The organism is Xanthomonas sp. F1, from assembly GCF_014199855.1.
On sequence record NZ_JACHOK010000007.1, the window covers coordinates 227,873 to 252,913 of the forward strand.

The 25,041-nt window shown below is 69.2% G+C and carries 26 protein-coding genes and 1 pseudogene; 10 read left to right on the forward strand and 17 right to left on the reverse strand.

Translation table 11 applies throughout. The annotated features are described in order from the left end of the window. Positions 1–63 precede the first annotated feature (63 nt). The 4 genes from GGR71_RS15960 to oleC all read right to left on the reverse strand — a co-directional run bounded on the left by GGR71_RS15960 (position 64) and on the right by oleC (position 5,192). Positions 64–2,019: an alpha/beta hydrolase family protein gene (locus GGR71_RS15960; protein WP_184452122.1), complete on the reverse strand. Its 1,956-nt coding sequence runs from the start codon at positions 2,017–2,019 to the stop codon at positions 64–66. 178 nt (positions 2,020–2,197) lie between these two features. After that, positions 2,198–2,356 carry a DUF1328 domain-containing protein gene (locus GGR71_RS15965; protein WP_003468167.1) on the reverse strand — a complete coding sequence of 53 codons (159 nt, stop codon included), beginning with the start codon at positions 2,354–2,356 and terminating at the stop codon, positions 2,198–2,200. Between the two features lie 63 nt (positions 2,357–2,419). Next, entirely contained in the window at positions 2,420–3,430 is a 1,011-nt protein-coding gene (gene oleD, locus GGR71_RS15970; RefSeq protein WP_160961362.1) for a 2-alkyl-3-oxoalkanoate reductase, read from the reverse strand. 100 nt (positions 3,431–3,530) lie between these two features. Next, positions 3,531–5,192 carry an olefin beta-lactone synthetase gene (gene oleC, locus GGR71_RS15975; protein WP_160961365.1) on the reverse strand — a complete coding sequence of 554 codons (1,662 nt, stop codon included), beginning with the start codon at positions 5,190–5,192 and terminating at the stop codon, positions 3,531–3,533. Positions 5,193–5,337: 145 nt separating this feature from the next. Between oleC and GGR71_RS15980 the strand changes: the two genes are divergently transcribed. Continuing rightward, positions 5,338–5,712: a YkgJ family cysteine cluster protein gene (locus GGR71_RS15980; protein WP_017911452.1), complete on the forward strand. Its 375-nt coding sequence runs from the start codon at positions 5,338–5,340 to the stop codon at positions 5,710–5,712. Positions 5,713–5,888: 176 nt separating this feature from the next. Here the strand turns inward: GGR71_RS15980 and GGR71_RS15985 are convergent, their stop codons facing one another. From GGR71_RS15985 to GGR71_RS16010, 6 genes are all read right to left on the reverse strand, one after another. Beyond that, on the reverse strand, positions 5,889–6,368 hold the full coding sequence (locus tag GGR71_RS15985; protein ID WP_160961430.1) for a hypothetical protein: 480 nt from the start codon (positions 6,366–6,368) through the stop codon (positions 5,889–5,891). A gap of 254 nt (positions 6,369–6,622) precedes the next feature. Further along, the gene (locus tag GGR71_RS15990; RefSeq protein WP_160961367.1) at positions 6,623–7,528 is read right to left on the reverse strand and encodes an alpha/beta fold hydrolase; all 906 of its coding nucleotides are present in this window, start codon (positions 7,526–7,528) and stop codon (positions 6,623–6,625) included. 88 nt (positions 7,529–7,616) lie between these two features. After that, positions 7,617–8,789 carry a Fic family protein gene (locus GGR71_RS15995; RefSeq protein ID WP_184452124.1) on the reverse strand — a complete coding sequence of 391 codons (1,173 nt, stop codon included), beginning with the start codon at positions 8,787–8,789 and terminating at the stop codon, positions 7,617–7,619. A gap of 120 nt (positions 8,790–8,909) precedes the next feature. Further along, positions 8,910–9,926, reverse strand: a complete 1,017-nt coding sequence (locus GGR71_RS16000) for a 3-oxoacyl-ACP synthase III (protein WP_160961435.1) — start codon at positions 9,924–9,926, stop codon at positions 8,910–8,912. 102 nt (positions 9,927–10,028) lie between these two features. Next, positions 10,029–10,346, reverse strand: coding sequence for a DUF4156 domain-containing protein (locus GGR71_RS16005; RefSeq protein ID WP_017907737.1), 318 nt, complete (start codon positions 10,344–10,346; stop codon positions 10,029–10,031). Positions 10,347–10,469: 123 nt separating this feature from the next. Further along, entirely contained in the window at positions 10,470–13,346 is a 2,877-nt protein-coding gene (locus GGR71_RS16010) for a M16 family metallopeptidase (RefSeq protein WP_160961370.1), read from the reverse strand. A gap of 414 nt (positions 13,347–13,760) precedes the next feature. Here GGR71_RS16010 and GGR71_RS16015 point away from each other — a divergent pair, with 414 nt between their 5' ends. The 4 genes from GGR71_RS16015 to GGR71_RS16030 all read left to right on the forward strand — a co-directional run bounded on the left by GGR71_RS16015 (position 13,761) and on the right by GGR71_RS16030 (position 16,266). Then, on the forward strand, positions 13,761–14,237 hold the full coding sequence (locus GGR71_RS16015; RefSeq protein ID WP_160961373.1) for a hypothetical protein: 477 nt from the start codon (positions 13,761–13,763) through the stop codon (positions 14,235–14,237). A gap of 40 nt (positions 14,238–14,277) precedes the next feature. After that, a complete protein-coding gene (locus GGR71_RS16020) occupies positions 14,278–14,757 on the forward strand; it encodes a tRNA (cytidine(34)-2'-O)-methyltransferase (RefSeq protein ID WP_048490706.1) in 480 nt (159 codons plus the stop codon). A 187-nt stretch (positions 14,758–14,944) separates the two neighbouring features. Continuing rightward, entirely contained in the window at positions 14,945–15,802 is an 858-nt protein-coding gene (locus GGR71_RS16025; RefSeq protein ID WP_160961376.1) for an AraC family transcriptional regulator, read from the forward strand. A gap of 56 nt (positions 15,803–15,858) precedes the next feature. After that, positions 15,859–16,266: a DUF2000 family protein gene (locus GGR71_RS16030; RefSeq protein ID WP_160961378.1), complete on the forward strand. Its 408-nt coding sequence runs from the start codon at positions 15,859–15,861 to the stop codon at positions 16,264–16,266. 25 nt (positions 16,267–16,291) lie between these two features. Here the strand turns inward: GGR71_RS16030 and GGR71_RS16035 are convergent, their stop codons facing one another. Beyond that, positions 16,292–16,981 (reverse strand): DUF1349 domain-containing protein, encoded by a 690-nt coding sequence (locus GGR71_RS16035; RefSeq protein WP_160961381.1) that lies wholly within the window; start codon positions 16,979–16,981, stop codon positions 16,292–16,294. 45 nt (positions 16,982–17,026) lie between these two features. Between GGR71_RS16035 and GGR71_RS16040 the strand changes: the two genes are divergently transcribed. Further along, complete coding sequence (locus tag GGR71_RS16040; protein WP_237474418.1) at positions 17,027–17,674, forward strand: TetR/AcrR family transcriptional regulator; 648 nt, start codon at positions 17,027–17,029, stop codon at positions 17,672–17,674. A gap of 222 nt (positions 17,675–17,896) precedes the next feature. Then, positions 17,897–18,469: an OmpO family porin gene (locus GGR71_RS16045; RefSeq protein ID WP_048490709.1), complete on the forward strand. Its 573-nt coding sequence runs from the start codon at positions 17,897–17,899 to the stop codon at positions 18,467–18,469. Positions 18,470–18,644: 175 nt separating this feature from the next. Here the strand turns inward: GGR71_RS16045 and GGR71_RS16050 are convergent, their stop codons facing one another. From GGR71_RS16050 to GGR71_RS16070, 5 genes are all read right to left on the reverse strand, one after another. Next, positions 18,645–19,670 carry an NAD(P)H-dependent glycerol-3-phosphate dehydrogenase gene (locus GGR71_RS16050; protein WP_160961384.1) on the reverse strand — a complete coding sequence of 342 codons (1,026 nt, stop codon included), beginning with the start codon at positions 19,668–19,670 and terminating at the stop codon, positions 18,645–18,647. Between the two features lie 18 nt (positions 19,671–19,688). Continuing rightward, the gene (gene secB, locus GGR71_RS16055) at positions 19,689–20,207 is read right to left on the reverse strand and encodes a protein-export chaperone SecB (protein ID WP_017907745.1); all 519 of its coding nucleotides are present in this window, start codon (positions 20,205–20,207) and stop codon (positions 19,689–19,691) included. An 88-nt stretch (positions 20,208–20,295) separates the two neighbouring features. Beyond that, complete coding sequence (locus GGR71_RS16060; protein WP_160961387.1) at positions 20,296–20,730, reverse strand: rhodanese-like domain-containing protein; 435 nt, start codon at positions 20,728–20,730, stop codon at positions 20,296–20,298. Between the two features lie 53 nt (positions 20,731–20,783). Further along, entirely contained in the window at positions 20,784–21,203 is a 420-nt protein-coding gene (locus GGR71_RS16065; RefSeq protein WP_184452126.1) for a hypothetical protein, read from the reverse strand. A gap of 46 nt (positions 21,204–21,249) precedes the next feature. Continuing rightward, positions 21,250–21,720 (reverse strand): YiiD C-terminal domain-containing protein, encoded by a 471-nt coding sequence (locus tag GGR71_RS16070; RefSeq protein WP_160961390.1) that lies wholly within the window; start codon positions 21,718–21,720, stop codon positions 21,250–21,252. Positions 21,721–21,762: 42 nt separating this feature from the next. Here GGR71_RS16070 and GGR71_RS16075 point away from each other — a divergent pair, with 42 nt between their 5' ends. From GGR71_RS16075 to GGR71_RS16085, 3 genes and pseudogenes are all read left to right on the forward strand, one after another. Beyond that, the gene (locus GGR71_RS16075) at positions 21,763–22,536 is read left to right on the forward strand and encodes a uroporphyrinogen-III synthase (protein ID WP_456362634.1); all 774 of its coding nucleotides are present in this window, start codon (positions 21,763–21,765) and stop codon (positions 22,534–22,536) included. 111 nt (positions 22,537–22,647) lie between these two features. Continuing rightward, a complete protein-coding gene (locus GGR71_RS16080) occupies positions 22,648–23,628 on the forward strand; it encodes a uroporphyrinogen-III C-methyltransferase (protein WP_160961395.1) in 981 nt (326 codons plus the stop codon). Next, positions 23,625–24,749: pseudogene (locus GGR71_RS16085) on the forward strand (heme biosynthesis HemY N-terminal domain-containing protein); the annotation flags it as partial. The gene GGR71_RS16080 and the pseudogene GGR71_RS16085, both read left to right, overlap by 4 nt. A 2-nt stretch (positions 24,750–24,751) precedes the next feature. Here GGR71_RS16085 and GGR71_RS21160 read toward each other — a convergent pair. Beyond that, positions 24,752–24,850 (reverse strand): hypothetical protein, encoded by a 99-nt coding sequence (locus GGR71_RS21160; protein WP_369334222.1) that lies wholly within the window; start codon positions 24,848–24,850, stop codon positions 24,752–24,754. Between the last annotated feature and the right edge of the window lie 191 nt (positions 24,851–25,041).

Genomic DNA, 25,041 nt, shown 5'->3' on the forward strand with positions numbered 1-25,041 from the left:
GCAGACACGTCGCAAGGCCGTGCGCATGGCGAGACAGATGCCCCGCCATGCCGCCGCTCGCCGCTACTGCGCCGGTGCACCGCCCAGATGCTTGCTCAGGAAGGCGAGCAACTGCGTGTAGTAGGCGCGCCGATGCGCTTCGGTGTAGAAACCATGGCCCTCGGTGGCGACGTACAGCGACTCCACCGGCACCCCGGCCTTCTTCAACGCTTTCTCCATGCGCTCGGTGTGTTCGATCGGCGCACGTTCGTCCTTGCCGCCGGCCGCCAGGAACACCGGCACGCGGATGCGTGCGGCCAGGTTGACCGGCGACCGCGCCGCCAGGCTGTCGCGTTCGCCCAGCCAGTCGCCGGCCCAGGCCTTGGTCCAGCGCGCATACCTGGCCTGGTCGCGGTACATGGTCTCCAGGTCGTAGACGCCGACGTAGCCGGCCGCGCAGCGGTACAGGTCCGGCTCCTTCGCCGCGCCCATCAGCGCGGCATAGGCGCCGTAGCTGGCGCCGTAGATGCAGATGCGCGCGCCATCGGCGATGCCCTGGTCGATCGCCCAGCGGGTGGCGTCGGTGAGATCGTCCTGCATGCGCCCGCCCCACTCCCGGGCACCGGCCTGGGTGTAGGCGCGGCCGTAGTTGCCCGAGCCGCGGTAGTTCACCCGCAACACCGCGTAGCCGGCCGCGGCCAGCACCTGCGCATCGTCGTCGAACTCCCAGCCATCGAAGAGGCCGAACGGCCCGCCATGCGGCAGCAGCACCATCGGCAGCGGCTTGCCGGCCGGCGCCTGCAGCGGCAGGGTGAGATAGCCGTACAGGGCCATGCCGTCCCTGGCCTTGAAGGCCACCTCGCGGGTCGGCGGCATCCGCTCGGGCACGAACCATTCGCGCCGGCTGAAGACCCGCTTGGCCGATTTGTCCGCTGTGTCGAACAGGAAGTAATCGCCGTTGTTGCGATCGCTCCACACATACAGCATCAGCAGGCGCCGATCGGCGGTGGCGGAGGTGATGAACACCGCATCGCCGTTGAAGGCCTGCTCCAGCGCGCGGTACAGCCGCGCCGTCGGCGCGGTGTCGTCGAAGAAGCGGTTGCGCACGCGGTCGCTCATGAAAGACACGCCGATCGGCGTGCGGCCATCCAGGTCGCGCAGCACCTGGTAGGGATCGACCTTCGCGTCGCGCAGCAGCGGCGTGGAGCGGTCGCTCTGCGGATCCCATGCCACCACCGCATCGGGCCCCTCGGCCTGCTCCACCTGCAGGTAGGCGATCTTGTCGTCCGCGGAAAAGCCCAGCGGGAAGCTGCGATGCCCGCTGCTGGCCTCGTCGTTGATCAGCCGCCACGGGCTGGCGTCGTCGTTGCGGTAGAACAGTTTATTGGCGTTGCTGCCGGTCTCGGCACCCTGCGCGAAGCGCACGTGGCCGCCATGGTCGGTGACGAAGTCCGCACGCGCCACCGGGGCGCGTGCCACCGGCGTGCGCCGGTGGTTGTAGATGTCGAGCCTGTCCACATGCACGGTGGGGTCCTTGGTCTGCTCCACCACCGACACCAGGACCGCGCGCGGGTCGTCCGGCAAGGTGTCGAGCATGAACACCGACGGGTCCAGGCCGGCCTTGTAGGTGACGCCATTGACGCTGTCGTTGAGCCCGTAGGGGCTCGCCAGCAAGCGCGCATTCTTGCCGTCGGCATCGATGGCGTGCAGCTGGCCGATCGCCACCGGGCGGTCCAGTGCGCCCAGGCGTTCGGCCACCGACACCACGATGCGCTCGTCGCTGGCCCACCAGAAATCGTGCACCACCGAATCGGCCTGGCCCATGATCTTGGCCGAGACCTGCTTGTCGCTGCGCCGGATCACCGCCAGCACGGTGCGGTCTTCCAGCGGTGCGGTCACCGCGTAGTAGGCGCCGGTCGGCGAGATCTTGACCCGCTCGAACTGGTCGCGCTGCAGATACGGCGCCAGGTCCACCGGCGCCACCTGCGCGCACGCGCTCCCCGCAAGCGCAAGGCCTGCCCACACGATCCACGCTCGCATTCGACCCGCCCCTGTCCCCTGAGCGGAAGATGGTGACAAGCGCCAGGCGAAACGTCTAGCCCGGTCTCGCCGCGCTGCCTCCGGGTAGCAGGCGCGCGCGCGACGCGGAGCCCAGAAACGACTTGCCCGCGGCACAGGGCGCCGCGGGCAAGGATCGAGGTTCGATTGTCGCGGCGGACTACACCTTGCCGCGGCGGAACATCGAGATCACCGCCAGGATCAGGAACACCACGAACAGGATCCAGGCGATGTTGGTCGCCGCGCCGGCGATGCCGCTGAAACCGAGCACGGCGGCGATGATGGCGATCACGAAGAAGATGATGGCGTAATGCAGCATGGCAATGTCCAGAGAGTTGTCGTGCCGAATCGGCGCGGCATCATCTTCGGCAACCCGCGGTCGTCAGCGGGTGACGGACGTGTCGTTGCGCCATGAGGACGCCAGCCGCTGCAGGCCCTGTTCGATCGACACCTGTGGCACGTAGCCGAAGTCGCGCCGCGCCGGCTCCATGCTGTACCAGTGCGGCGTGCACAGCTGCTCGGCCAGGAACCGCGTCAGCGGCGGCTCGCCGCGCAGGCGCAGCAGCGGCCACAGGGTCTCGCAGGCGGCGCCGATGCGGTAGGCGGCCTTGAACGAGAGCGTCTTGGTCACCACCGGCGCGCCGACCGCGGCGAGCAGCTTGTTGAGCAGCTCGCGCATCGGCAACGGCTCGCCGTTGGAAATGAAGTAGGCCTTGCCGGCGCAGGGCGCGCCCACCGCCAGATGCTCGAAGGCGTCGAAGTGCGCCTGCGCGGCATTGTCGATGTAGGTGGAGTCGACCTTGTTGTCGCCACTGCCGACCAGGCGCACGCGGCCAGCCTGCGCACGCGCCACCAGCTTGGGCAGGATCTGGTTGTCGCCCGGCCCCCAGATCAGCCGCGGGCGCAGCGCCACCACCGCCAACTGCGCGTCGTTGGCGGCCAGCACCATGCGCTCGGCGATCGCCTTGGTCGCCGCGTACGGCGCCTGGAAATCCTCGCCATAGGGCACCTGGTCCGCGCCCAGGCCTTCGACCGGGTGGGTCGCGCGGTGGGTCACGCTCGGCGTGGAGGTGTAGACCAGGCGGCCCACCCCCTGCGCACGGCAGGCGGCCAGCACGTTCTCGGTGCCGACCACGTTGGGCTGGTAGTAGCTGTCGTAGCTGCCCCAGGCGCCGGCCTTGGCGGCGTTGTGGAACACCGCATCGGCCCCGGCCAGCGCATGCTGCAGCGCCTGCACGTCGACCAGATCGCCACGCACCTGGGCCACGCCCAGCGCCTGCAGCTCCGGGTAGTGGCCGCGGTTGTAACTGACCACCTGGTGTCCGCGCGCGACCAGCCCGCGGCACAGCGCCTGGCCCAGGAATCCACCACCGCCGGTCACCACGATCTTCATCGCCACACTCCATCGCCAGGGCGGCCATTCTGGGGCCGGCCATGCTCCGCGCCAACGTCACCCTGCTGCGAAGGCGCGCCGGGCCACATTCCGTATGCACTCATTTGCAATGTTCCGCGGCCCACAGCGCCAGCTTCTCGCGCCCGATCTTGGCGTTGTGGCGGATGTCTACCGGAAAGCCCGGATGGCTCAGGAAGTCGACGATGCCGGCGGTGTGCGCATGCGCGGCGGCGGTGTCGCGCAGTTGTTGCTGCAGCGCCTGCAATTCAGGGCCGCTCGACAGCATGGCGCCCACTTCCAGCTCGTAGCACAGCACCGGGCGCTGCCGCCCCGGCTCGCCGATGCCGACCAGGGCGGTGCGGCCGATGCCCGGCAGCGCGTTGAAGATCGGCTCCACCTGCTCGGTGTACAGCGGTCCCTGCGCGGTCTCCACGCGCTGGGTCTTGCGCCCACAGAACCACAGCCGGCCCTGCGCATCGAAATAGCCGACGTCGCCCATGCGGTGCACGACGCGTTCGCTGCCGTCGTCCAGGCGTTCGCGGATCTTGGCCAGGCGCGTGGCCGCGTCGCGGTTGAAATAGGTGTCGGTGGCGGTCGGGCCGGCCACGGTGATCTCGCCGACCGTGCCCGTCGCGACTTCGCGCACGCCGCTCCACTCGGGAATCGCCGCGTCGTCGATGGCGATGATGCGCACCTGGTTGGGCGGCACCACCGTGCCGACGCAGGTGCCGGCGCCGCTCTCGGTGGCCGCGCGCGTGTCCTGCAGTTCACGGCCCTCGATCACCGCCACTGGCAGGCACTCGGTGGCGCCGTAGGGCGTCCAGAACCGTCCATCCTCCGGCAGCAGGCGGCGGATCCGCGCCACCACGTCCGGCGGCACCGGCGCGCCGGCCGAGGTGGCGCAGCGCACATTGGTCAACGGCTTGCCGTAGTCGGCCAGCACCCGCATCAGCGCCGGCGAGCCGAACAGCTGGGTCACGCCGAAGCGCTGCATCGCATCGTGCAACTTGCGCGGGTCGACCTTGGCCGGACGCGTCGGGTCCATGTCCGGGATCACCGAGGTCAGCCCCAGCGCCGGGTCGAACAGCGCGAACGGCGGGAAGGTCGGCAGGTCGATGCCGCCGGGCTGCATGTCGAAGGCATTGCGCATCAGCTCGATCTGGCCGACGAAATGCCGGTGCCGGTAGACCACGCCCTTGGGCACGCCGGTGGAGCCGCTGGTGAACAGGATCGCGGCGACGTCGTCCGCGGCCATGTCGGCCAGTTGGCTGCCGGCGCCCTGGCCGGCGCGCTCGATCCGCGCCAGCGTGGTGCCGCCCCAGGCCCAGCGCCGGCCGACGGTGACGATCCGCTTCGCCGAGCGCGCCCAGCCGAGCAGGCGCCGCGCCAGTTGCGCCAGCGGAATGCCGATGAAGGCCTCCGGCTGCGCCTCGTCCAGGCATTGCTTGAGTGCGCGCCGGTCGATGCCCGGATCGACCAGTACCGGCACCGCACCGGCCTTGAATAGCGCGAACATCAGCAGGAAGAACTCCGGCGACGGCCGCACCATCACCACCGTGCGGGTGCCGCGGCCGATGCCGTAGCCGCCCAGGCCGGCGGCGATGGCATCGCTGCGCGCGTCCAGTTGCGCGTAGCTCAGGGTCACGTCGTAGGCGGCCATGCCGCCGGGGCCGGGCCGGCCGGGGCAGCGCATGGCGATCTGGTCCGGGCGCTCGCGCGCCAGCCGCGGCAGCGTGGCCGCTATGTTGCAGGTCGTGGTCATGCGCCGATTATCGCCGATGCGCCGGGCCGCAGCCGACACGACGTCCGTGACCGCCGCGGCTGAATGCCGCAGTGCTTGCAGCGCGCCCCGGTTCGGTCAGAATGCCGCGCCCCCCACGCTGTTCGCCGCGCAAGGCCCGGCCGCCATGTCCCATCCCTGCCTCACCTGCGGCGCCTGCTGCGCCTACTTCCGCGTCAGTTTCCACTGGAGCGAAGCCGATCCCGCACTGGGCGGCAGGGTCCCGTTCGAGCTGACCGAGCCGCTGCGCACCCATGAGCGGGTGATGCGCGGTACCTCGCAGGCGCAGCCGCGCTGCATCGCCCTGGACGCGGACATCGGCCGCTACAGCCGCTGCAGCATCCACGAACGGCGGCCGTCGGTGTGCGCCGCGGTGCCGGCGTCGCTGGAGTTCGGCGAGCGCAGCGCGCAATGCGACAAGTCGCGGCTGGCGCACGGCCTACCGCTGCTGACACTAGCCGACTGGGATGGCGTGGTCGAACGCAATCTGCCGGACGCCTGAGCGGCGGCGCCACCAGCACGACAGGGAGGCCGTCGCCGCGGTCCTTGTCGCCGTGGGATCAGCAGTGACCGGGCGTTACCGGTAACGCCCGGTCGCGGCTGAAGCCGCTCCTACGCAAACCCGCGCAAACGTCCATCCTGGCTGCGTCCGAAGAGCGCAGACGCGCGCCGCATGGCTCAGCGATGTTTCCACGCCGTCGACACCGGATTGGTCACGGTGTTCTTCTCCAGGGTGTAGGTGCCGTTCTGCTGGGCGATGGCCTCGCCGGTATCGACGACCGCGTTCTGGATGAAGACGTTTTGGTCCTCGCCACGGATGAAGGTCAGCTGGTGGAAGGCGGTCTTGTTGCCCCAGTCCTCGGACGGCAGCGAGACGAAGCGGATCGTGTAGGTCTGGTCGTCGAAGCTGCCTTGCAGCACGTACACGCCGTAGTGGTTCTCGCCCTGCGAAATGATCTTGTACATGCCGTTGCTGTAGTAATAGATCTCCGCATCGGGGAACGGCTTCTTGTCGTACAGCTTGCGGTAGTGCAACACCTGTTTCCAGGTGGGCTGGCCGAATCCCACCGTCAGCGTCTTGCCGTCCGCGGACGTCGTCAGGTCTTCCGCATGCGCACCAGGCAGGCTCATCGCCGTCAGCAGCATCGCCATCGCCATCGCTTTCACTCTCTGTCTCCGTTCGGGTTGGTGCAGCGTCCGCTTCGGCGCGCCGCGTACATCGGCGGCGACTGTACCCAGCCAAACATATTGCAGCACGGCAATCGGTAGCAGTTTGCGTGCGCCCGTGTAGACGATCGGCGGTCGCAGCGACGACGCCATCTCGCGCCACGTCGCAACAATGCCTTTCCTTCGTGACAAGCGCACCAATGCGGCGCACAACGGCACGCCGCATCTTGCGCCGACGTGCGCGTTCAGGACAGCGGATGCGCGTCCAGGAAGCGGCGGATCGCCGGCACCAGCACCTCGTGCTTGTCTTCCAGCACGTAGTGGTTGGCATCTTCGAACGCCATCACCTCGGCCTGCGGCAGCGCGCGGCGGAAGCCCTCCAGGAAATGATGGTCGAAGCAGATGTCGCGCAGGCCCCAGCCGATGAAGGCGGGGCGATCGGCGAACGACGGCAGCGCCTGCTCGGCCCGCTCCAGCAGCGACCAGGCCTTGTCCGCCGGCGACAGCGGGATGTCCTGCATGAAGCGGATGGTGGAGATGCGATTGGCCCAGCTGTCGTACGGCGCCACGTAGGCGCGACGCACGTAGGCGGGCATGCGCCGCGACACGCCCAGCCACGACGCACCCGAGGAGAACGCATTGAAGGTGCGGATGAACCATTCGCCCAGCCGCCAGTGCCGGCCCATCGCGATCTGCCACGGCATCGGCTTGGCCGCCGGCAGCGGGAACGCCGCGGTATTGGTGATGACCAGGCGCCGCACCTGCGCATGGTGCGACAGCGCCCAGCCGAAGCCGATCATGCCGCCCCAGTCGTGCACCGCCAGCGTCACCGGCCCGTCGATGCGCAGATGCCGCAGCAGCGCGTCCAGGTCGTCCACGCGCGATTGCAGGGTGTACTCGTAGCCCGGCCGCGCGCCCGGCGCATCGTCCGGCTTGTCCGACAGGCCCATGCCGATGTGGTCGGGCACGATGCAGCGGTAGCGGTCCGACAAGCCGCTCACCAGCGTGCGCCACAGATAGCTCCACGACGGATTGCCGTGCAGCATCACCACCACCTCGCCGTCGCGCGGGCCCTCGTCGAGATAGGACATGTGCAGCCCCGGACGAACCTGGAAGCGCTGCGGGGTAAAGGGATAGCCGGGGTAGTTCATACAAGGGACCGATGCGATGTGGAAAAGGACGAGGACAACGTTGCCGCGGCGCGTGGTACATGGTCGTCGGTGTCCGCGGCAGCAGGATTCATAGCGGTTGCGCACCCTCGCTGAGGATGTCCAGATAGGCCTGATAGGCGAATACGCGGTGCCGCTGCTGTCCTGTGAGTTCGTTGACGATGCCCAACTCCTGCAGGGTGCGGATGGCGGCACGGATCGTCGGCGCGCTGAGCGGCAAATGCGGCTGAACCTGCGGCACGCCCAGCAGCACACGACGGGCGAACTGTTCGAACACCAAGCTGACGTTGCCCGCACGCGTTCCCAACCCGGCGATGCGTCCGCGGTCGGCCGCCAGCAGTGCCAGCAAGCGCTGCGCGGTGGTCACCGCCTGTTGCGCCGTGTCCGCCACACCCTCAAGAAAGAAATCCAGCCAGCCTTCCCAGTCGCCCTCGGTGCGTACCGCGTTCAGGCGCTCGTAATAGCGCGCGCGATGGCGCTTGAAGAACAGGCTCAGATACAGGCTGGGCGCGCGCAGCACACCTTCGTTGCACAGGATCAATGCGATCAGCAGCCGCCCCAGCCTGCCGTTGCCGTCGCTGAAAGGATGGATGGTTTCGAACTGCACATGCGCCAGGGCCGCCTTGACCAACGGCGAAACATCGCGGTCCGGCGCGTGCAGGAAACGCTCGAAGGCGGCCAGCACCGCATCCAGCGCTTCCGGCGGCGGCGGCACGAAACGCGCCAACGCTGGCGAGGCACCACCAATCCACACTTGGCCGGAACGGAACTCCCCCGGACGTTTGCCGGCACCACGCCCGCCTTGCATCAGCAGCGCGTGCATCTCGCGGATCAGGCGCAGCGACAGCGGGAAGTCGTCCTGGCGCAAGCGCCGCAACCCATGGTTCAACGCGGCGACGTAATTGGAGACCTCCTCCACGTCCTCCAGGGGAACGCCCGGCGCCTCGTCCAGCTCGAACAGCAGCAGATCGGACAGCGACGACTGCGTGCCCTCGATCTGCGAAGACAGCACCGCTTCCTTGCGCACGTAGTGGTAAAGGAACAGCTCCGGGTCCGGCAGCATCAGGGTGATGCCATCCAGGCGACCTAACGCTTGGTCGGCCTGTTCTTTGCGCGCAATCAGCGGCGGCGCCGCCAACTGCAGCGGCGGCTCGGGCGGCAGCGGGTCAGGAACGAACGCCTGATAACGGCTGCCGGCCAGCGATCCGGGGACGTAGTGTCCGGTACAGCGTCGAAGCGACATCGGGCAATCCTTGCCGTGGCCGGAGACGGCTCTTAGGAAAGAAATCTAGCAAATTTCTTTCTAAACCCCCAACTTGCGGCGCGCAAGGAAAGTTCGCGCGCCTAGCTTGCGCCCTGTCGCTTACCAGACCACCTCGGCCATCGAGCAGTTCAAGCCCGAGCCGATGCCCATCAGCGCGATCCGGTCGCCCTTCTTGAGGCGGCCCAGCTCGCGCAGCTTGCTCAGCACGATCGGCACACTGGCCGGACCGATGTTGCCGTATTCGCCGAAGATGGTCATGACCTTCTTCTGGTCGATACCGAAGCTCTTCATGAAGGCCTTGGTGTGCGGAAGGCTGACCTGGTGGATGACGAACTGGTCCAGTTCGTCCACCGCCCAGCCCAGCGCCTGCCGGGCGGCGGCGAAGGTCTTCTGGCCCAGCTTGAGGCCTTCGATCAGCAGCATGCGGGTGTCGGTGACCATGCGGTCCATGTTGCCCCGGCACAGGGCGTTCCACTGCGTGGCCGAGCGGGTCACGCCGCCGCGGTAGCGCGGCGCATCCGGTGCCAGGTCGGTACGCGTCATCACCATCGCCACGGCACCGCAGCCCAGGGTCAGGGTCGCCATCTCGTCGCGGAAGGCGTCGGCGGTCAGGTCCTGCGAGGCCATCCGCTCCAGGGTCTTCTCGTACACCAGGTTGGCGGTCTCGCCATCGACCACCATCGCATAGTCGATCTCGCCACGCTCGATCATCCGCGCCGCGATGTCCATGCCGTTGATGAAGGCCAGGCAGGCGTTGGCGACGTCGAAGGTCATGCACTGCTCGCTCACGCCCAGATTGCCGGCGACGATGCTGGCGGTGGACGGCTCCAGGTAATCGCGGCTCACCGACGTATTGACCAGCAGCCCGACCTGCCCGGCCTCGATGCCCGCATCGCCCATCGCCTTGCGCGCCGCCAGCGTCGCCACGTCGGAGGCCTGCAGATCCTGGTCCCACATGCGCCGCGCGTGGACGCCTGCGATGTCGCCGAGCACGTCGGCGCGGATCCGCAGCCGGTCCAAGGTCGGCTGCAGGCGCGCGTTGATCTGCTTGGAGGTCAGCGTATGCGGCGCGTCGATATGCGCCAGTCCCGCGATCGAGACGTTGGTGAAGAGCATCGAGGTGTACGCCAGGGTCAGGCGAGGGGGCGCCAATTCTAGCGGTAACACGGTTTTACCGCATCTTTAACAAATCCACGGAAAGCGTATGGTCTGAGTGGTTCAGCGACCGCCGCACTGGTAGGCGGTGAAGCGCTGGTCGCCGTCGACCGGATCACCCATCGCCTGCACGGTGTTGGCGCCCACGCCGGGCGCCTCGTTGCGGGCCAGGGTCTCCAGCTCCTCGCGCACCCGCAGCGGATTGCGCTGGTAGAAGCCGACGCTGCTCTTCACCGACACCACCACCTCGCCGCGCTTCTCGCAGCCGCTGGCGGCCTGACCGGGCGGCAGCACCCGCACGCCCTTGCCCTCCGGCGCCATCGGTACCCAGGTGCAGCCGGCGAGCGTGGCGAGCAGGACGAAGGCGATCGGTAGACGCATGGACGGGACCGTTGGCAGGTGAATCCGGATTGTGCCGCAAAACGCTGAATCGGCCATGACACTGCCGGCACGCCGGCACCGGCAGGCGGCGCGCCGGCCATCGCCGACGCGCACCTGTCCCGATCAGCGCGGCGCCGGGGCCGCCGCCGTGCCGCCCTGCGGCACCCCGTCGGCGTCGATCACGGTGACCTCGCCCAACTTCAGCGCGCGCACCGGTGCCTCGATCTGCTTCAGGTCGCCCACCACCACCCAGGTCAGGCTGTTCGGGTCGAGCATCGATGCCGCCTCGCGCACCTGCGCCGGGGTCATCGCCTCGATCTCGGCCTTGCGCTTGAACACGTAATCGTCGGGGCGGCCATAACGGACGATGCCGCCGATCGCGCCCATCACCGAACTGGCGGTCTCGTAGGCGCCGGGCAGGCTCAGGGTCTGGATGTTGCGGATGCGCGCGACCTCCTCCGCCGTCGGCGGCGCCTTGCCGCTCGCGAAGGCGCTGATCTCCTTGGACATCTCCTGCAGCGCCGGCGCGGTCTTGTCGATCTGCACCGGTGCCGAGGCACCCCACGGCCGCTGCCCGAGGGCATTGGACGCGCTGCTGCGCGCACCGTACGACCAGTGCTTGTTCTCGCGCAGGTTCATGTTCAGGCGCGAGGTGAAGTCGCCGCCGATCACGCCGTTGGCCATGTCGAAGCGGACCGACGCCGGATCGGTGGTCGGCGGCACCAGTTCCGAGGCGAACAGGTTGGCCTGCACCGCGCCGGGCTGGTCGATCAGGTACACGCGCGGCTTGGCCGGTCGCGCCACGCGGGCCGGGGCCGGCACCGACGGCATCGGACCCTCGCCCTTCCAGTCGCCGAACTGCGCGTCCAGCAGCGGCACGATTTCGCCCAGGGTGGTATCGCCGACCACGATCAGGGTGGCGTCCTCCGGGCGCACCCAGTCGCGATGGAAGTCCACCAGGTCCTCGCGCTGCAGGGCCGCGATCGCCGCCTCGGTGCCGGTGCCGCTGAACGGGATCGCGTAGGGATGGCCGGCGCCGTACAGCAGCGGCGGCAGCACCCGCATCGCCACGCCGTTGGGCTGCGCCTTCTCCTGGCGGATGCCGGCGATCCAACTGGCGCGGATCCGCTCGATCTCGTCCGGCGCGAAGCGCGGCCGCTGCAGCATGTCCGCATACAGCGCCAGCGACGGCGCCAGATTCTCCTTCAGGGCCGACAGATAGGCATTGCTGCCATCCAGCGAGGCACCGGCGGCCAGCGTGGCGCCCAGGGCATCGGCCGCATCGGCGAACGCCAGCGCATCGCGGTCGCCGGCGCCCTCGTCGAGCATGCCCATGGCGAAACTGGCCGTGCCCGGCTTGCGCCCCTGGTCGGCGCTGTAGCCGCCCTTGAATTCGTAGCTGAACTGCACCACCGGCACGTCGTGACGCTCGGCCAGGATCACCGTGCTGCCGTTCTTCAGCGTGGCGCGCTGCAGCGCCGGAAACTTCAGCTGCGGGAACTGGGTGGTCTTGGGCGGGCCGGCGCTGCGGTCGACCACGCTGGGCAGGGTGCGGTACTTGGGATCGGCCGGCGGCGGGTTCAACGGCGCTGGTTGCACGGTCGGCTCCTCGGCCAGGGCCACACGCTCGCCCGGCTGGACCAGCAAGGTGTAGTCGCCCTTGCCCAGCCACTTGCGGCCGACCGCGGTGAGCTCGCGCGGGCGGGTGGAGGCGATGGTCGCCAGCGAGGTGCGGAAGCAGCCGGGGTCGCCGGTGTACACCGCGCACTCGGCCAGCACGTCGGCCTTGCCGCCGAAGCCGCCGATGCGCTCCACGCCGCGAATGAAGCCGGCGCGGAAGGCGGTCTTGGCGCGCGCCAGTTCGGCCTTGTCCGGCCCCTTGTCCAGCAGCCGACGCACTTCCTCGTCGATCGCCGCCTCGACCCTGGCCGGATCCACGCCCTGCTTGACCATGGCGATGATGCCGAAGCCGGAACCGAGCTGCGACGGCCACACCGAGGCACTGATCTGGTCGACCAGCTTGTCCTTGTGGACCAGGCGCCGGTCCAGCCGCGAGGATTTGGCGCCGCCCAGCACCTGCGCCAGCAGTTGCAGGCGGTCGACATCCTCGGTGCCGGTCTGGGCCACGTTCCAGACGCGGTAGATCCGCGTCTGCGGCACCTTGTCGGTCATGGTCTCGCGGGTGGACTGGCTGCGCTGGGCCACGTCGACCTTGGGCTGGGCCATGGTCGGGCCGGCCGGGATGTCGCCGAAGTAGCGCGTCACCTTCTCCTTGGCCGTGGCCACATCGATGTCGCCGGCCAGCACCAGCACCGCGTTGTTGGGCCCGTACCAGGTGCGGAACCACTGCTTCACGTCGGCCAGCGAGGCCGCGTTGAGGTCGTTCATCGAGCCGATGACGGTGTGGTGGTACGGGTGCCCGGCCGGATACAGCGCGCGGCTCAGCCGGCTCCAGGCCTGCCCGTATGGCTGGTTCTCGCCCTGGCGCTTCTCGTTCTGCACCACCCCGCGCTGTTCGTCCAGCGCGGCCTGGTCGATGGCGCCGAGCAGGTGGCCCATGCGGTCCGATTCCATCCACAGCGCCATGTCCACGGCGGTGGTCGGCACGTTCTCGAAGTAATTGGTGCGGTCGCTGTTGGTGGTGCCGTTCTGGTCGGTGACGCCGACCTGCTTGAATGGCTCGAAGAACTCGCCGTGGTGGTTCTCGCTGCCCTGGAACATCAGGTGCTCGAACAGATGCGCGAACCCGGTGCGCCCGGCCGGCTCGTCCTTGGCGCCCACGTGGTACCAGAGGTTGACCGCCACGATCGGCGCCTTGCGATCGGTGTGCACCACCACCCGCAGTCCGTTGGGCAGGGTGAATTGCGCGTAGGCGATATCCACCGACGCGGCGGCGGCGGGCCTGGCCGCCGTCGAGGACGGCGCATAGCTCAGAGCGCCGAGCGCGGCGGACAGGGCGACGGCCAGCAGGGCGCCACGCGGGCGGGTGGAGACGGTCATGCGGATTCCTTCTTCCTTGGGGCCAGTGAAACAGCCGGTGAACGCCGATCGTACCGGGCGTACCGCACTGCGCGTATTCCGCCGTTGTCGCTGACGTCCTGCTTCAACAGCGTCGCAACCGCACCACCAGCGGGTCGGCTGCCGCCACGGACGGCGCCGCGATGTCCGCGTCCGGCGTACGCGAGCGCCCGAGTGTCCGCCCGCGGACACTCATCATCAAAATTTTCCCTTTCAAAAACAGCAGCTTGTAGTTGGCACGCAGTCTGCTTACACATCCTCGAACGCAAACGACACCGCCAGTTAGTGAATGCAAGCTTAATGAAACCACAGGACGCAAAAAAGTTCTTGCGCCACCTGCTTAGGTGTACTACATTACTACCACACCACTTATCAACAACACCAACGAGGCCCGCCATGAAAACCACCGCCCTGCTCCTGACCGCCGCCATCGCCGCCCTGTTCGCCGCGCCGTCCTTCGCCGCCACGCAGGTCGCCACCCTGGATGCGGTGCAAGTGCGCCCGTCGGCCGAACAGATCGCCCAACGCAACCTCGAACAGGCCAGCCGCATCGCCACCCTGGCGGCCGTGCAGGTGCGCCCCTCCGCCGAGCAGATCGCCCAGCGCGACACCGAACTGTCCAGCGGCATCACCACCCTGGCCGCGGTGCAGGTGCGTCCGTCGGCCGAGCAGGTCGCCGAACGCAATCTGGAACAGGCCGCCGGCCAGCACGTGGTGACCCTGGCCACCGTGCAGGTGCGTCCGGATGCGGACATGGGGAGCATGCTGGCGATCGGCGACGTGGTCGGCGAGACCTTGGACACCGCGATGCTGCAGTTGCAGCCGAGCCTGCAGAAGCTGGGCCAGGACCTGGCGGTCGGCCTGGTGCGCTGAACCGCAGCAAGCCCGCCGCGCCGGCGCGTACACTGCGCCGATGATCGCCACCCCAACGCTGCACGTTCTGCTGTACCAGCCCGAGATTCCGCCCAACACGGGCAACGTCATCCGCCTCTGCGCCAACACCGGCGCGCAACTGCACCTGATCGAGCCGCTGGGCTTCGACCTCGGCGACCGCCAGCTCAAGCGCGCCGGCCTGGACTACCACGAATACGCACGACTGCAGGTCCATGCGTCATTGGATGCGGCCCTGCAGGCCATCGCCCCGCGCCGCCTGTTCGCCCTCAGTACCCGCAGCAGCACTCGCTACGACACGCCCGCCTTCGCCGATGGCGACGCCTTCCTGTTCGGCCCGGAAACCCGCGGCCTGCCGGACGCCGTGCTGGAGCAGGTGCCCGACACGCAGCGCCTGCGCCTGCCGATGCAGCCACACAACCGCAGCCTCAACCTGTCCAACGCGGTCGCGGTGGTGGTGTTCGAGGCCTGGCGGCAACTGGGATTCCCCGGCGCCGACTGAGCGTAGGCCACACGCCCGGAAGCGAAGCTGCTTCGATCGGGGGGCAGCGAAAACATCCGCAGCCTATCCCTCCCGATCGCGTCGCGTCCAGCTTGAAGCCCCTGACACTCCGTTCCTACACTGGGCCTCGGCGCATCCTCTGGATCCAGCGAGAACGCCGCCCGTCGTGCCCCAGCAGGTTCCGCGAATGGCATCGAACACCCAACCCGACGCCAGTGACTGGGTCAGGATCCGCCGCGACCGGGAGACCGGCATCGAAAGCGTGCATGCGCATTTCCGCGGGCATGCCTACGATCCGCACGATCACGACGAAGTGCTGGTCGGCGTGACCCTGCAGGGCCTGCAGCGCTTCCGTTGCCATCGTGCGCTGCACACCAGCACGCCCGGGCGCGCCATCCTCATCGAGCCTGGCGCGGTCCACGATGGACATGCGCCCGCCGAGGACGGGTTCACCTACGCGATGCTCTACCTGCCTCAGCGCTGGGTGGCCGGCGCACTGCAACGCCTCGGCCAGGAGCACATGTCCGCGCTCCATCCGGCGTTCCGCACGACCTTGGCCGACGACGCGGCGCTGAGCGCGGCGATACGCCAGGCCTTCCTCGCGATCCATCAACGCGAAGGCCGACTGGCGCGGGACCAGAGCCTGGACCGCATGATGCGCCTGCTATCTCCGCAACTGTCGGCCGAGGCGCAGCGCCCTTGCGCGTCGACGCCAACGGTGGCGCGCGCCAGGGATTTTCTGCACGCGCAGATGGAGCGCGACGTCAGCCTCGATGAGCTTGCCAACCACGCCGACCTGGATCGGTTCCGCCTCACCCGGCAATTCCAGCGCACGTTCGGCCTGTCGCCGCATGCCTACCTGATCCGACTGCGCCTGCGCGTTGCCCGTGCCCTGCTGGCGGATGGACAGGAGCCAGCGGACGTGGCGCTCAAGGTCGGATTCGCCGATCAGAGCCATCTGGGCCGCTGGTTCAAGCGCGCCTACCGGCTCACCCCAGCCGCTTACCAGCGGCAATGTGCCGGCGATACTGCACAGGCGTTCTAGAACGCGGCGGCGGCAACTCAGACCATGCCCGCGTCATCCAGACTGCGGAGTTGCACATGTTCGACACCAAAGTGGCCATCATCGTCCGCAACGACCTGGCGATGTGGCAGCGCCTGAACGTCGCCGCCTTCCTGGCGACGGGCGTCGCCGCGGCCGCCCCCGACGCCATGGGCGACCCTTACATCGATGCCAACGGCCATCGCTACGGCTGCCTGCTCGGCCAGCCGATGCTGGTGTTCGAAGCCGATCTCGACGGGCTTCGGGCCGCGCACGGGGTGGGGCTGGCCCGCGAGATCACCGTACTACCGTATGTCTTCGCCATGTTCTCGACCGGCCATGACGCGGCCAATCGCCAGGCGTTCGCGGCGGAAGATCCTGATGCTCTGAACCTGGTGGGGCTCGGCCTGCGCGGACCCAAGAAGGCCATCGAAAAAGCCACCAAGGGCCTGGCGCTGCATCGTTAGACGCGTGCTGGCGCAGAACGAAGCGTCAGGAGAGATCGTGCAACTCCTTGCCCAGCACCGGCCCCAGACTCCAGTCGGAGAAGCGGACGCTCAATCCCTCGCGTTCCGGCGTGCACGTCATCGGGCCGACCAGGTAAGAAGACGCGACCGGGAACGGGCACAGCCGCACCAGCGGCCAGTAGTTCCCGTCGCGCGAAACCTGCAGGCGCAGCACGCCCGTGTCCACGGTGGCGCGCATCCAGAAATCCGACGCATCCGCTTCGTACGGGCCGGTGGCCCAGTCCGAGCGGCCATCGGTCAACACGCTGCTGAGCATCGGCCGGCCGTCGCTCAGTTCGATGCCGGCCTTCACCCAGCGACGCGCGTCGACCCGGACCATGAGGCCGGCCTGATCGTAGAGCTGCTCGAATTTCCCGCGGACGCGCAGCTGGCAGGTGAAGCGCGCGGGCGCGGCGATGCCGAGGAAGTGCCCGCTGTCGCGGGTAAACCCATAGTGGGTTTCGCGCCAGAAGTCGCTGTCCTTGTCGGTGACGACCTCGAGCACGCCGCCGGGCAGGATCCGGTGGACCTTGGGCGCATTGAGCCAGGTGCCTGCCTCCCAGCCGGAAGGTGTCGCAGCACGCGATCCGGCGGTCAGTACCACGCCGCCGGCAGCCAGGCCGCCCAGGATCGCCCGAGGGCCGCCATCCACGTCCCGCTCCCCGGAATTGGCCATCGCTCCGCTCCTTCGCGTCGCTGCATGGGAGGCGCCATCGGTGCGATGGCCTTCATCGACCTCATCGACGAATTTGTACATCCGTACCAATTGAGGCGTCAACCGCGAACTGCGATCATCGACCTTCGTCGAAAACAGCGTTGGACAGGCATGAGTGGCAGGACCTGGCGCCAGGATCCGCACCGGAAGGACGCGATCGAGCAGGCCGCCCTGCGCGTGATCCTGGACCATGGCGTCACGGGCACCACCTTCCGCAAGGTCGCCGCGGAAGCGGGCGTTCCGCTCAGCGCCACCAGCTACTATTTCGGCTCGATGCACGACCTGCTGGTCGCCGCGTTCACCCGGTTCTCCCAGGACGTCTCCACCGACTTCGCCGCCGAAATCCGCACCGCGCAGAACCGCGGCCAGGCCTGCGACGCGGTGGTGAACATCATCTTCGCCGAGGGCACGGCGTCCCCGCGCGTGCTGCTGCTGAGCTATGAGCTGTATGCCTTTGCCCGCCGGCATCCGGAGATGACCGCGATCATGCAGCAATGGATGGCCAGGAGCCGGGCGGCCCTGGAAACGCATTTCTCCGCCACGGCGTCCGCCGCCATCGACGCCTTCATCGAAGGCGCGACGATCCACCGCTCGGTGGTGCCCATGGACAGGCAGCGGGTGCGCGCGGCGATCGAGAAGCTCGCCGCGCTGTAGTGCGTCGCCACCCGCGCTGGCAATCGTGTACTTCCCGGTTGCCTGAAATGCAACGAAGCGCATCACAACCTGCACCGCGGACGCCTGAACGGGGCGTTTAATTTATGGACTAGTCGGTTTGGGATTCAGGGCGAGTTCGGGTCGCTAACGGATAATTTACATATCGGAAGCGAACGGCCCCACGCCTCAGCGCCGACAAACCAATAACGAAGGTACCCGATTATGAAGACCTCTCTGCTTGCTCTCGGCCTCCTGGCCACCCTGCCGTTCGCCGCTTCGGCTGCCGAAGGCCTTTCCTACAACTACGCCGAAGCCGGCTACGTCAAGACCGACGCCAATGGCGGCGACGCCGACGGCTGGGCGGTGAAGGGTTCCTACGCGTTCCACCCGAACTTCAGCGTGTTCGGCGACTTCAACCGCCAGAAGACCGACTTCGGCGATGTGCGCGTCGACCAGTGGCGCGTCGGCGCCGGCTACAACCACGAGATCGCGACCAGCACCGACCTGGTGACCCGCGTGGCCTACAACCGTTTCGCCCCGGAGTACGGCACCAAGTTCAACGGCTGGAGCGCCGAAGCGGGTATCCGCACCGCGTTCAACCCGTACCTGGAAGTCTACGTCCTGGGCGGTTACGAGGACTATCTGAAGAAGGACGGCATCAATCCGGAAGGCGAGTTCTACGGCCGTCTGGGTGCCCAGGCCAAGCTGAACCAGAACTGGGGCCTGAGCGCCGACCTGAAGATGGACCGCAACGGCGACAAGGAATGGTTCGTCGGCCCGCGCTTCAGCTGGTAAGCGTTCCCTAGCGCTGCGCGCGTCGTCTCTCTCCCGCCGCGCGCGGTTCGGAAAGCCCGGTCCCACGACCGGGCTTTTTTTTGCATGTCGATCCCGGCCGTTGTCGGCGCGTCGGCATGCGGAAACGAAAACGCCCGGCCAAAGACCGGGCGTTCGCGTCTCCGGCAAGGCCGGATCAACTGAACAGCGTGGTCGGGTACTCGGGCTTCTGTTCGCGCGCCAGCAACTGCTGCAGGCCGACCGCCGGGGTCAGCTCGCCGTGCAGGACCGCACGCACCGCATTGGAGATCGGCAGGTCGATGCCGTGGCGCTCGGCCTGGCGCATCACCTCGTCGGCGGTCTGCACCGACTCGACCACCTGGCCGATCGCACGGACCGCCTCCTGCAGCGGCTGCCCGCGGCCCAGCGCCAGGCCCAGCCGGCGGTTGCGCGACAGGTCGCCGGTACAGGTGAGCACCAGATCGCCGAGCCCGGCCAGGCCCATCAGGGTTTCCGGCTTTGCGCCGATCGCTGCGGCCAGCCGCAGCATCTCATTGAGGCCGCGGGTGATCAGGCCGGCGCGGGCGTTGAGGCCCAGCTCCATGCCGTCGGCCACGCCGGTGGCCACCGCCAGCACGTTCTTCATCGCCCCGCCCAGCTCGGCGCCGACCATGTCGTCGCCGGTGTAGGCGCGGAAGGTGGGGCCGTGCATGGCATCGGCGACCTGCTGCGCGAACGCGGCATCACCGTGCACGGTCACCGCGGTCGGCAGGTCCAGGGCCACTTCCTTGGCGAAGGATGGGCCGGTCACGACCGCCAGCGGTACGTCCTCGCCGAGGATCTCCTGCGCCACTTCGTGCAGGAAACGCCCCGACCCGGGCTCGAAGCCCTTGGTCGCCCAGGCCACGCCAGCCTGCGCCGGGCGCAGCGGCGCCAGCTGGCGCAGGGTCTCGGTGAATGCATGCGACGGCACCACCACCAGGATCCAGTCGGCGCCGTCGATGGCCGCCGCCAGATCGGTGGTGGCCTGCAGGCCTTCCGGCAGCGCGATCCCCGGCAGATAACGCGGGTTCTCGTGGCGCTGCCCGATGGCCTCGGCGACCACGGCATCGCGGCCCCACAGCACGGTCGGATACCCGTGCCGTGCGGTCAGCGACGCCAGCGCCGTGCCCCAGGAGCCGGCGCCAAGGACGGCGATTTTCTTCTTGGCGTGATCGCGCATGCGCAACGGCGAACGCGCTCAGGCGTTGCCGGCCGGCTCCGAATCGGCCAGCGACTGGCCCTCGCCCTGCTGCGCGCGCTGGCGCAGGGTCTCGGCGTACAGGGCCTCGAAGTTGATCGGCTGCAGGAAGAACGGCGGGAAGCCGCCGGCCTGGATCAGGTCGCTGACCAGCGAACGCACGTACGGGAACAGGATGCTCGGGCACTGGGTGCCGAGCAGCACGTCCACGGCCTGCGGGTCCAGGCCGACCAGGCCGAACACGCCGGCCTGCTGCACTTCGGCCACGTAGGCGGTCTTGCCGCCGGCGGTGCAGGTCAGGGTCACGGCCAGCACGACTTCGAAGGCCTGCTCGTTCAGCTGCTGCACGCGCTGGTTGAGGTTGAGCTGCAGTTCCGGCTGCGCGTTGTCGTTGAACACCGACGGCGCGTTGGGGGACTCGAAGGACACGTCCTTGACGTAGATCTTCTCGATGGTGAAAGCGGGACCGGCCGCGGCGTCGGCCGGCGCCGCGGCGCCGTTGTTGGTGAGGTCGGACATTGCTTGACTCCGGTGGATTCGGTAACAGAAAGAAACGGGATTATCACACGCCGGCCGCGACCCTCGAGGTCGGGCCGGACGCGGTGTCTCAGCGGCCCTTGACCAGCGGCAGCTCGGCCTGCTGCCAGGCGGCGATGCCGCCGTCGAGCACGTAGACCTGCTCGAAGCCGGCCTTCTTCAGCTGCTTGGCGGCGCCGTCGGCAGTGGTGCCGGTGCGGCAGACCAGCACCACCGGCTGCGCCTTGGCGTTGGCCACCAGCTTGTGTTCGGGACCGAACTGGCTGGCGGTGGCATTGCGGCTGCCGGCGATGTGACCCTTCTCGAAATCGGCCGAGGCCGACAGGTCGACCAGCACCGCGTTGCCGGCGTTGATCAGGCGGGTCAATTCGGCCGGCCGCAGGCTCTTGTAGCCACGGAACAGGCGCGCCACTTCGGTGACGATCAGGGCGATGGTCAGGCCCACCAGGGCCAGGGCCAGCATCGGGTTGCGGCCGGCGAAGGCCAGCAGTTCTTCGAAGTTCACGGGACTCGGGGGCGGGAAGCGGGCGCCGATTGTCGCACAGCTCGGCGACCGCGCTACTGGCCGTTCCACAGGTCCGGCAGGCCATCCTGCAGCCACCAGGTCTTGGCCTCGGGATCCCAGCGCCAGCGCTCGCGGTAGCGGACGATGCGCTCGGCCTGGGTATTGCGGTTGATCACGCCCAGTTCGATCTCGCGCAGCGCCTCGCCGTCGCTGACCGCGCCGCCGCCGACCTTGTAGGAGGAGACCTGGATCTGCCGGTAGCGCTCCAGTTGCAGGTCAGTCAGCGGGTGCGCCTGGCGGTAGGCCGGGTCCACCGCCTGCCAGGCGATTTCGAATTCGCTCCAGCGGACCGCGGCGGCATAGGCGGTCTGCAGGTCGTCGAGCTTGCGCTGTTGCGCGCGGCTGCCGGCCACGGCCGCGCCGGTCCAGCCCAGCAGCAACAGCAGCGCGAGCGCACGGAACATCGAAGGCATGGTGGAGTCCAAGTGGCGGCGCGCGGGCGCGCGCGATCCGCGCATCCTACCCTTTGGCGATGGCCACGAAGCGACCGCTCAAGGTCGCTGCCGCCGCCGTACCGGGCGCACCGACCTGGGCCTGGATGCCGATGCGGGCGCGGCCGCGCTGGCGGAAGGTGTTCACGAATACCTCCCAGTCGCCCTCCGCATCGGCGTTGGCCTGGGCATGCAGATCGGCGTACAGCGGCGCCAGGTAGCGCACCTGGCTGTCGGCGACGTAGACATCGGCCTGCAGCCCGGCACGGTGCAATTCGCAGTTGACCAGCCCCCAGCCGGCCAGGGTCATCACCGAGCCAAGGCTACCGCCGAAGGCGTTGCCCTTGTCGTTGATGTTGGCCGTCAGCGGCGCGACCACGTGCAGGCGCTGGTCGGCATAGCCGTGCACGGCGACCTGCAGCGCCGCCACCGGCGGCATGGCCTGGAACTGCCGCTGCAACTGCTGCAGGAACGCCTCGAAGGAAAGATCCGCTGCCATGGTGCGATTGTGCTGCCGGTGGGGGCTCGCATAATGCCTGGCATGAGCGCGCATGCAACCGCCGCCCCGGCCTGGACCCTGATCTCGCTGCGCCCGCAGGGCGAGCACGCAGCGCTGCGGCGGGCCGCGGCGCGCTGTGGTGGGCGCGTGCTGGCGGTGTCGCCATGGCGGCTGCGGCCGCGCGCCGATCCCGCCACTCGCGCGGCGCTGGCCGCGGCGCTGAACGCGCCGCGGGTCATCGTCAGCAGCCCGGCGGCGGTGCGCGCGGCCGCGGCGCTGCAGCCGCTGGCCGCACGCCCCGGCCAGTGTTGGCTGGCGGTGGGCGCGGGCACGGCGCGCGCGTTGCGCCAGCACGGCATCGCCGAGGTGGCGACGCCGGCGCGGATGGACAGCGACGGGCTGCTGGCGTTGCCGGAGCTGGCCGCGCACGACCTGCCGGTGGGACTGATCACCGCCCCCGGTGGTCGCGGCCTGATCGCCGCACACCTGCAGGCGCGCGGTACCCCGCTGCTGCGTGCCGACGTGTACGTGCGCGAACCGGTACGACTGCGCGCGGCCGACCTGGCGCGCCTGAGTGCGGCCGCGCCCGGGGTGCTGGCGCTGAGCAGCGGCGAGGCGCTGCAACAGGTGCTGGCGCAGTTGCCGGAAGCGCTGGTGCAGGCCTGGCGCACGCGTCCGGTGGTCGCGGCCAGCGCGCGCCTGGCGACCCTGGCCGCAGACCTGGGATTCGTCGACGTCGTACAGGCGGCCGGACCGATGCCGCAGCAGTTGGTCGCCGCAGCGGCCGCGATCGTGACGCGCTCGCCACCTCGCTGAACGCGGGCCGCCGCCCGGGTTGCGGCCGCAGTGCCGCTCACGCCATGCTCCGGCGATGCCGCGCCGACCGCCGCCTTGCTCGCGACGGGCGACGGCCCCAGGACGCTGCCGATGACCGACGAAATCCCGATCACGCCTCGCCGTTCCACACGCTGGATCTGGTTGCTGCTGGTGCTCGCCACGCTGGCTGCGCTGGCGTTCGCCGGCTGGCGTGGCTGGGACTGGTGGCAGGCGCGCAGCGCACGCGAGCTGGCCCAGCAATCGGACCTGCAGCAGCAACTGCAGGCCTTGCAGCAGGCCCAGGACAGTCTGCGCCGCGACCAGCGCGCCACCGTGCAGCGGCTGCAGGATGCGGCCAGCACCAACCGCGTGCTGCGCGACGAAATGCTCGGCCTGAGCCAGCGCAGCGCGCTGCTGGAGGCCAATGTCGCCAAGCTCGCCGATTCCAACCGCCACGGCGCGCAGGCGCTGCGCCTGGACGAGGTCGAGCTGCTGCTCAACCAGGGCCAGCAGCGACTGCTGCTGGCCGGCGACGCGGCCGGCGCGCGCCGCGCCTACGCCCTGGCCAGCGGCGTGCTGGATGGCATCGACGATCCGCAATTCCTCAACCTGCGCCAGGCGCTGCTGCAGGAACGCACCGCCCTGGATGCGCTGGGCGACGGACCGCAGGCGCGCCTGGCGGCGCAACTGGACGCTTTCGCTGCCAGCCTGGACAAGCTACCGACGCAATTGCCGGAAAACGCGCAACAGCCGCTGTGGCAGCGCCTGCTGGCGCCGCTGGTGAAGATCCGCCCCTCGCAGGGCGGCGTACTGGCCGCCGGCTCGGAGCGCGTCGCCGCCCACGATGCGCTGCAGCTCGACCTGACCCTGGCGCGCGCGGCGCTGGAACGCGGCGACACCCGCGGCTATCGCAGTGCACTGGCCGGCGCCGGGCGCTGGCTGTCGCGGCTGTGGCCGGAGTCGCCGCAGCTGCGCGAACGCCGCGCCGCGCTGCGCACGCTGGCCAACGCCGATCTGCGCCCGACCCTTCCCGAACTCGGAACCACCCTGCAACAGTTGCGCGCGATGCGCGACGCAAGGAGCCCGTCATGAAATCCCTCCGTTCCCTGATCGTGCTGTTGATCGTCATCGCGCTGGGCGTGATCGGTGCGCAATGGCTGGGGCAGGACCAGGTGCGCCAGCTCGGCGAGGTGATCGTGCGTGTCGGCGGCACCGATTACATCGCGTCGCTGCCGCAGGCCTCGCTGCTGCTGGTGATCGCATTCCTGGCGCTGTGGCTGGTGTGGAACGTACTCAGCTTCCCGTTCCGCGCGTGGGGCCGGCGCCGCCGCAAGCAGTCGCGCGCGCGTCTGCTCGACGGCCTGGCCGCAGCCCACGCCGGCCAGTGGACGCGGGCCGAGAAGCAGCTCAACGCCGCCGCCGAAGACCCCGAGGTCAGCGCCATCGCGATGATCGCCGCGGTGCGTGCGGCCGATGCGCGCGGCGACCGCGAGGCGACCGAGCGCCACCTGCGGCGCCTGGCCGAACGCGATGCCGCGGCGCATGCATTGCTGCTGGCCGAACTGCACCTGGAGCAGCAGCGCCCGGTCGATGCGATCAATGCGCTGGACGTGGCCACGGCGCAGCCGCTGCCGCCGCGTGGGCTGTTGCTGCGCACCGAGGCGCTGACACGCATCGGTCGCGCCGGCGAGGCCTACGGACAGCTCGGCGCGATCCGCCAGCAGCAGGCCTTGCCGCTGGAGGCGATCGCGACGCTGGAAACCCGGCTGGCCGCGGCCTCGCTGGACCAGGCCGGCGACGCCAATGCGCTGGCCGAGCGCTGGGAAAGCCTGCCCAAATCGCTGCGCAGCGAGCCGGCGGTGGTCGCCGCCTACGCGGTGCGCGCGGCGGCGCTGCGCTGGGACGATGCGGCGCTGCGCAGCCTGGAGCAGGCCCTGGACACGCGTTGGGACGAAGGCCTGGCCGCGCTGTACGGACGCCTGCCGGTGGAGAAGTACGATTCGCGCCGCGCCAGTGCGCAGCGCTGGCTGCAGGCGCATCCGGACAGCCCGGCGCTGCTGCTGACCCTGGCGCGCCTGGCCCGCCACCAGCAGCAGTGGCCGCAGGCGGAGGAATTCCTGCACCGCGCGCTGGCGCTCGGTGCCGGCGCCGAAGCCTGGGAAGTGTTCGGCGACGGCTATGCCGACGCCGGCGACATGCTCGCGGCGCAGCGCTGCTACGCCAATGCGCTGCGCGTGCAGCGCGGCGAACTCGCCCAGCCGCTGCCCGAGCCGGTCGCGCCGGTGACCCCGATCGCGCCGGCGCCGGACAGCACGGAACGCCGCGACGACCATGGGTTCCCGCGACTGGAGGGTTGAGTCTGGTTGCTCCGTAGGAGCGGCTTCAGCCGCGACCGGGCATTCCCTGGGACGCCCCGTCGCGGCTGAAGCCGCTTGTGTCAAATGAGGGTTTATCGTTTTAGGTGAGAGCGGAGTGCGGCAGGCCGTTTAGCCGCAGTGCCAAGCG

What these genes read in the sequence shown, in the direction of transcription:
- GGR71_RS15960 (WP_184452122.1), bottom strand. Translation starts at nt 2,019, where the DNA reads ATGCGAGCGTGGATCGTGTGGGCAGGCCTTGCGCTTGCGGGGAGCGCG.
- GGR71_RS15965 (WP_003468167.1), bottom strand. Translation starts at nt 2,356, where the DNA reads ATGCTGCATTACGCCATCATCTTCTTCGTGATCGCCATCATCGCCGCC.
- oleD (WP_160961362.1), bottom strand. Translation starts at nt 3,430, where the DNA reads ATGAAGATCGTGGTGACCGGCGGTGGTGGATTCCTGGGCCAGGCGCTG.
- oleC (WP_160961365.1), bottom strand. Translation starts at nt 5,192, where the DNA reads ATGACCACGACCTGCAACATAGCGGCCACGCTGCCGCGGCTGGCGCGC.
- GGR71_RS15980 (WP_017911452.1), top strand. Translation starts at nt 5,338, where the DNA reads ATGTCCCATCCCTGCCTCACCTGCGGCGCCTGCTGCGCCTACTTCCGC.
- GGR71_RS15985 (WP_160961430.1), bottom strand. Translation starts at nt 6,368, where the DNA reads ATGGCGATGGCGATGCTGCTGACGGCGATGAGCCTGCCTGGTGCGCAT.
- GGR71_RS15990 (WP_160961367.1), bottom strand. Translation starts at nt 7,528, where the DNA reads ATGAACTACCCCGGCTATCCCTTTACCCCGCAGCGCTTCCAGGTTCGT.
- GGR71_RS15995 (WP_184452124.1), bottom strand. Translation starts at nt 8,789, where the DNA reads ATGTCGCTTCGACGCTGTACCGGACACTACGTCCCCGGATCGCTGGCC.
- GGR71_RS16000 (WP_160961435.1), bottom strand. Translation starts at nt 9,926, where the DNA reads ATGCTCTTCACCAACGTCTCGATCGCGGGACTGGCGCATATCGACGCG.
- GGR71_RS16005 (WP_017907737.1), bottom strand. Translation starts at nt 10,346, where the DNA reads ATGCGTCTACCGATCGCCTTCGTCCTGCTCGCCACGCTCGCCGGCTGC.
- GGR71_RS16010 (WP_160961370.1), bottom strand. Translation starts at nt 13,346, where the DNA reads ATGACCGTCTCCACCCGCCCGCGTGGCGCCCTGCTGGCCGTCGCCCTG.
- GGR71_RS16015 (WP_160961373.1), top strand. Translation starts at nt 13,761, where the DNA reads ATGAAAACCACCGCCCTGCTCCTGACCGCCGCCATCGCCGCCCTGTTC.
- GGR71_RS16020 (WP_048490706.1), top strand. Translation starts at nt 14,278, where the DNA reads ATGATCGCCACCCCAACGCTGCACGTTCTGCTGTACCAGCCCGAGATT.
- GGR71_RS16025 (WP_160961376.1), top strand. Translation starts at nt 14,945, where the DNA reads ATGGCATCGAACACCCAACCCGACGCCAGTGACTGGGTCAGGATCCGC.
- GGR71_RS16030 (WP_160961378.1), top strand. Translation starts at nt 15,859, where the DNA reads ATGTTCGACACCAAAGTGGCCATCATCGTCCGCAACGACCTGGCGATG.
- GGR71_RS16035 (WP_160961381.1), bottom strand. Translation starts at nt 16,981, where the DNA reads ATGGCCAATTCCGGGGAGCGGGACGTGGATGGCGGCCCTCGGGCGATC.
- GGR71_RS16040 (WP_237474418.1), top strand. Translation starts at nt 17,027, where the DNA reads ATGGCCTTCATCGACCTCATCGACGAATTTGTACATCCGTACCAATTG.
- GGR71_RS16045 (WP_048490709.1), top strand. Translation starts at nt 17,897, where the DNA reads ATGAAGACCTCTCTGCTTGCTCTCGGCCTCCTGGCCACCCTGCCGTTC.
- GGR71_RS16050 (WP_160961384.1), bottom strand. Translation starts at nt 19,670, where the DNA reads ATGCGCGATCACGCCAAGAAGAAAATCGCCGTCCTTGGCGCCGGCTCC.
- secB (WP_017907745.1), bottom strand. Translation starts at nt 20,207, where the DNA reads ATGTCCGACCTCACCAACAACGGCGCCGCGGCGCCGGCCGACGCCGCG.
- GGR71_RS16065 (WP_184452126.1), bottom strand. Translation starts at nt 21,203, where the DNA reads ATGCCTTCGATGTTCCGTGCGCTCGCGCTGCTGTTGCTGCTGGGCTGG.
- GGR71_RS16070 (WP_160961390.1), bottom strand. Translation starts at nt 21,720, where the DNA reads ATGGCAGCGGATCTTTCCTTCGAGGCGTTCCTGCAGCAGTTGCAGCGG.
- GGR71_RS16075 (WP_456362634.1), top strand. Translation starts at nt 21,763, where the DNA reads ATGAGCGCGCATGCAACCGCCGCCCCGGCCTGGACCCTGATCTCGCTG.
- GGR71_RS16080 (WP_160961395.1), top strand. Translation starts at nt 22,648, where the DNA reads ATGACCGACGAAATCCCGATCACGCCTCGCCGTTCCACACGCTGGATC.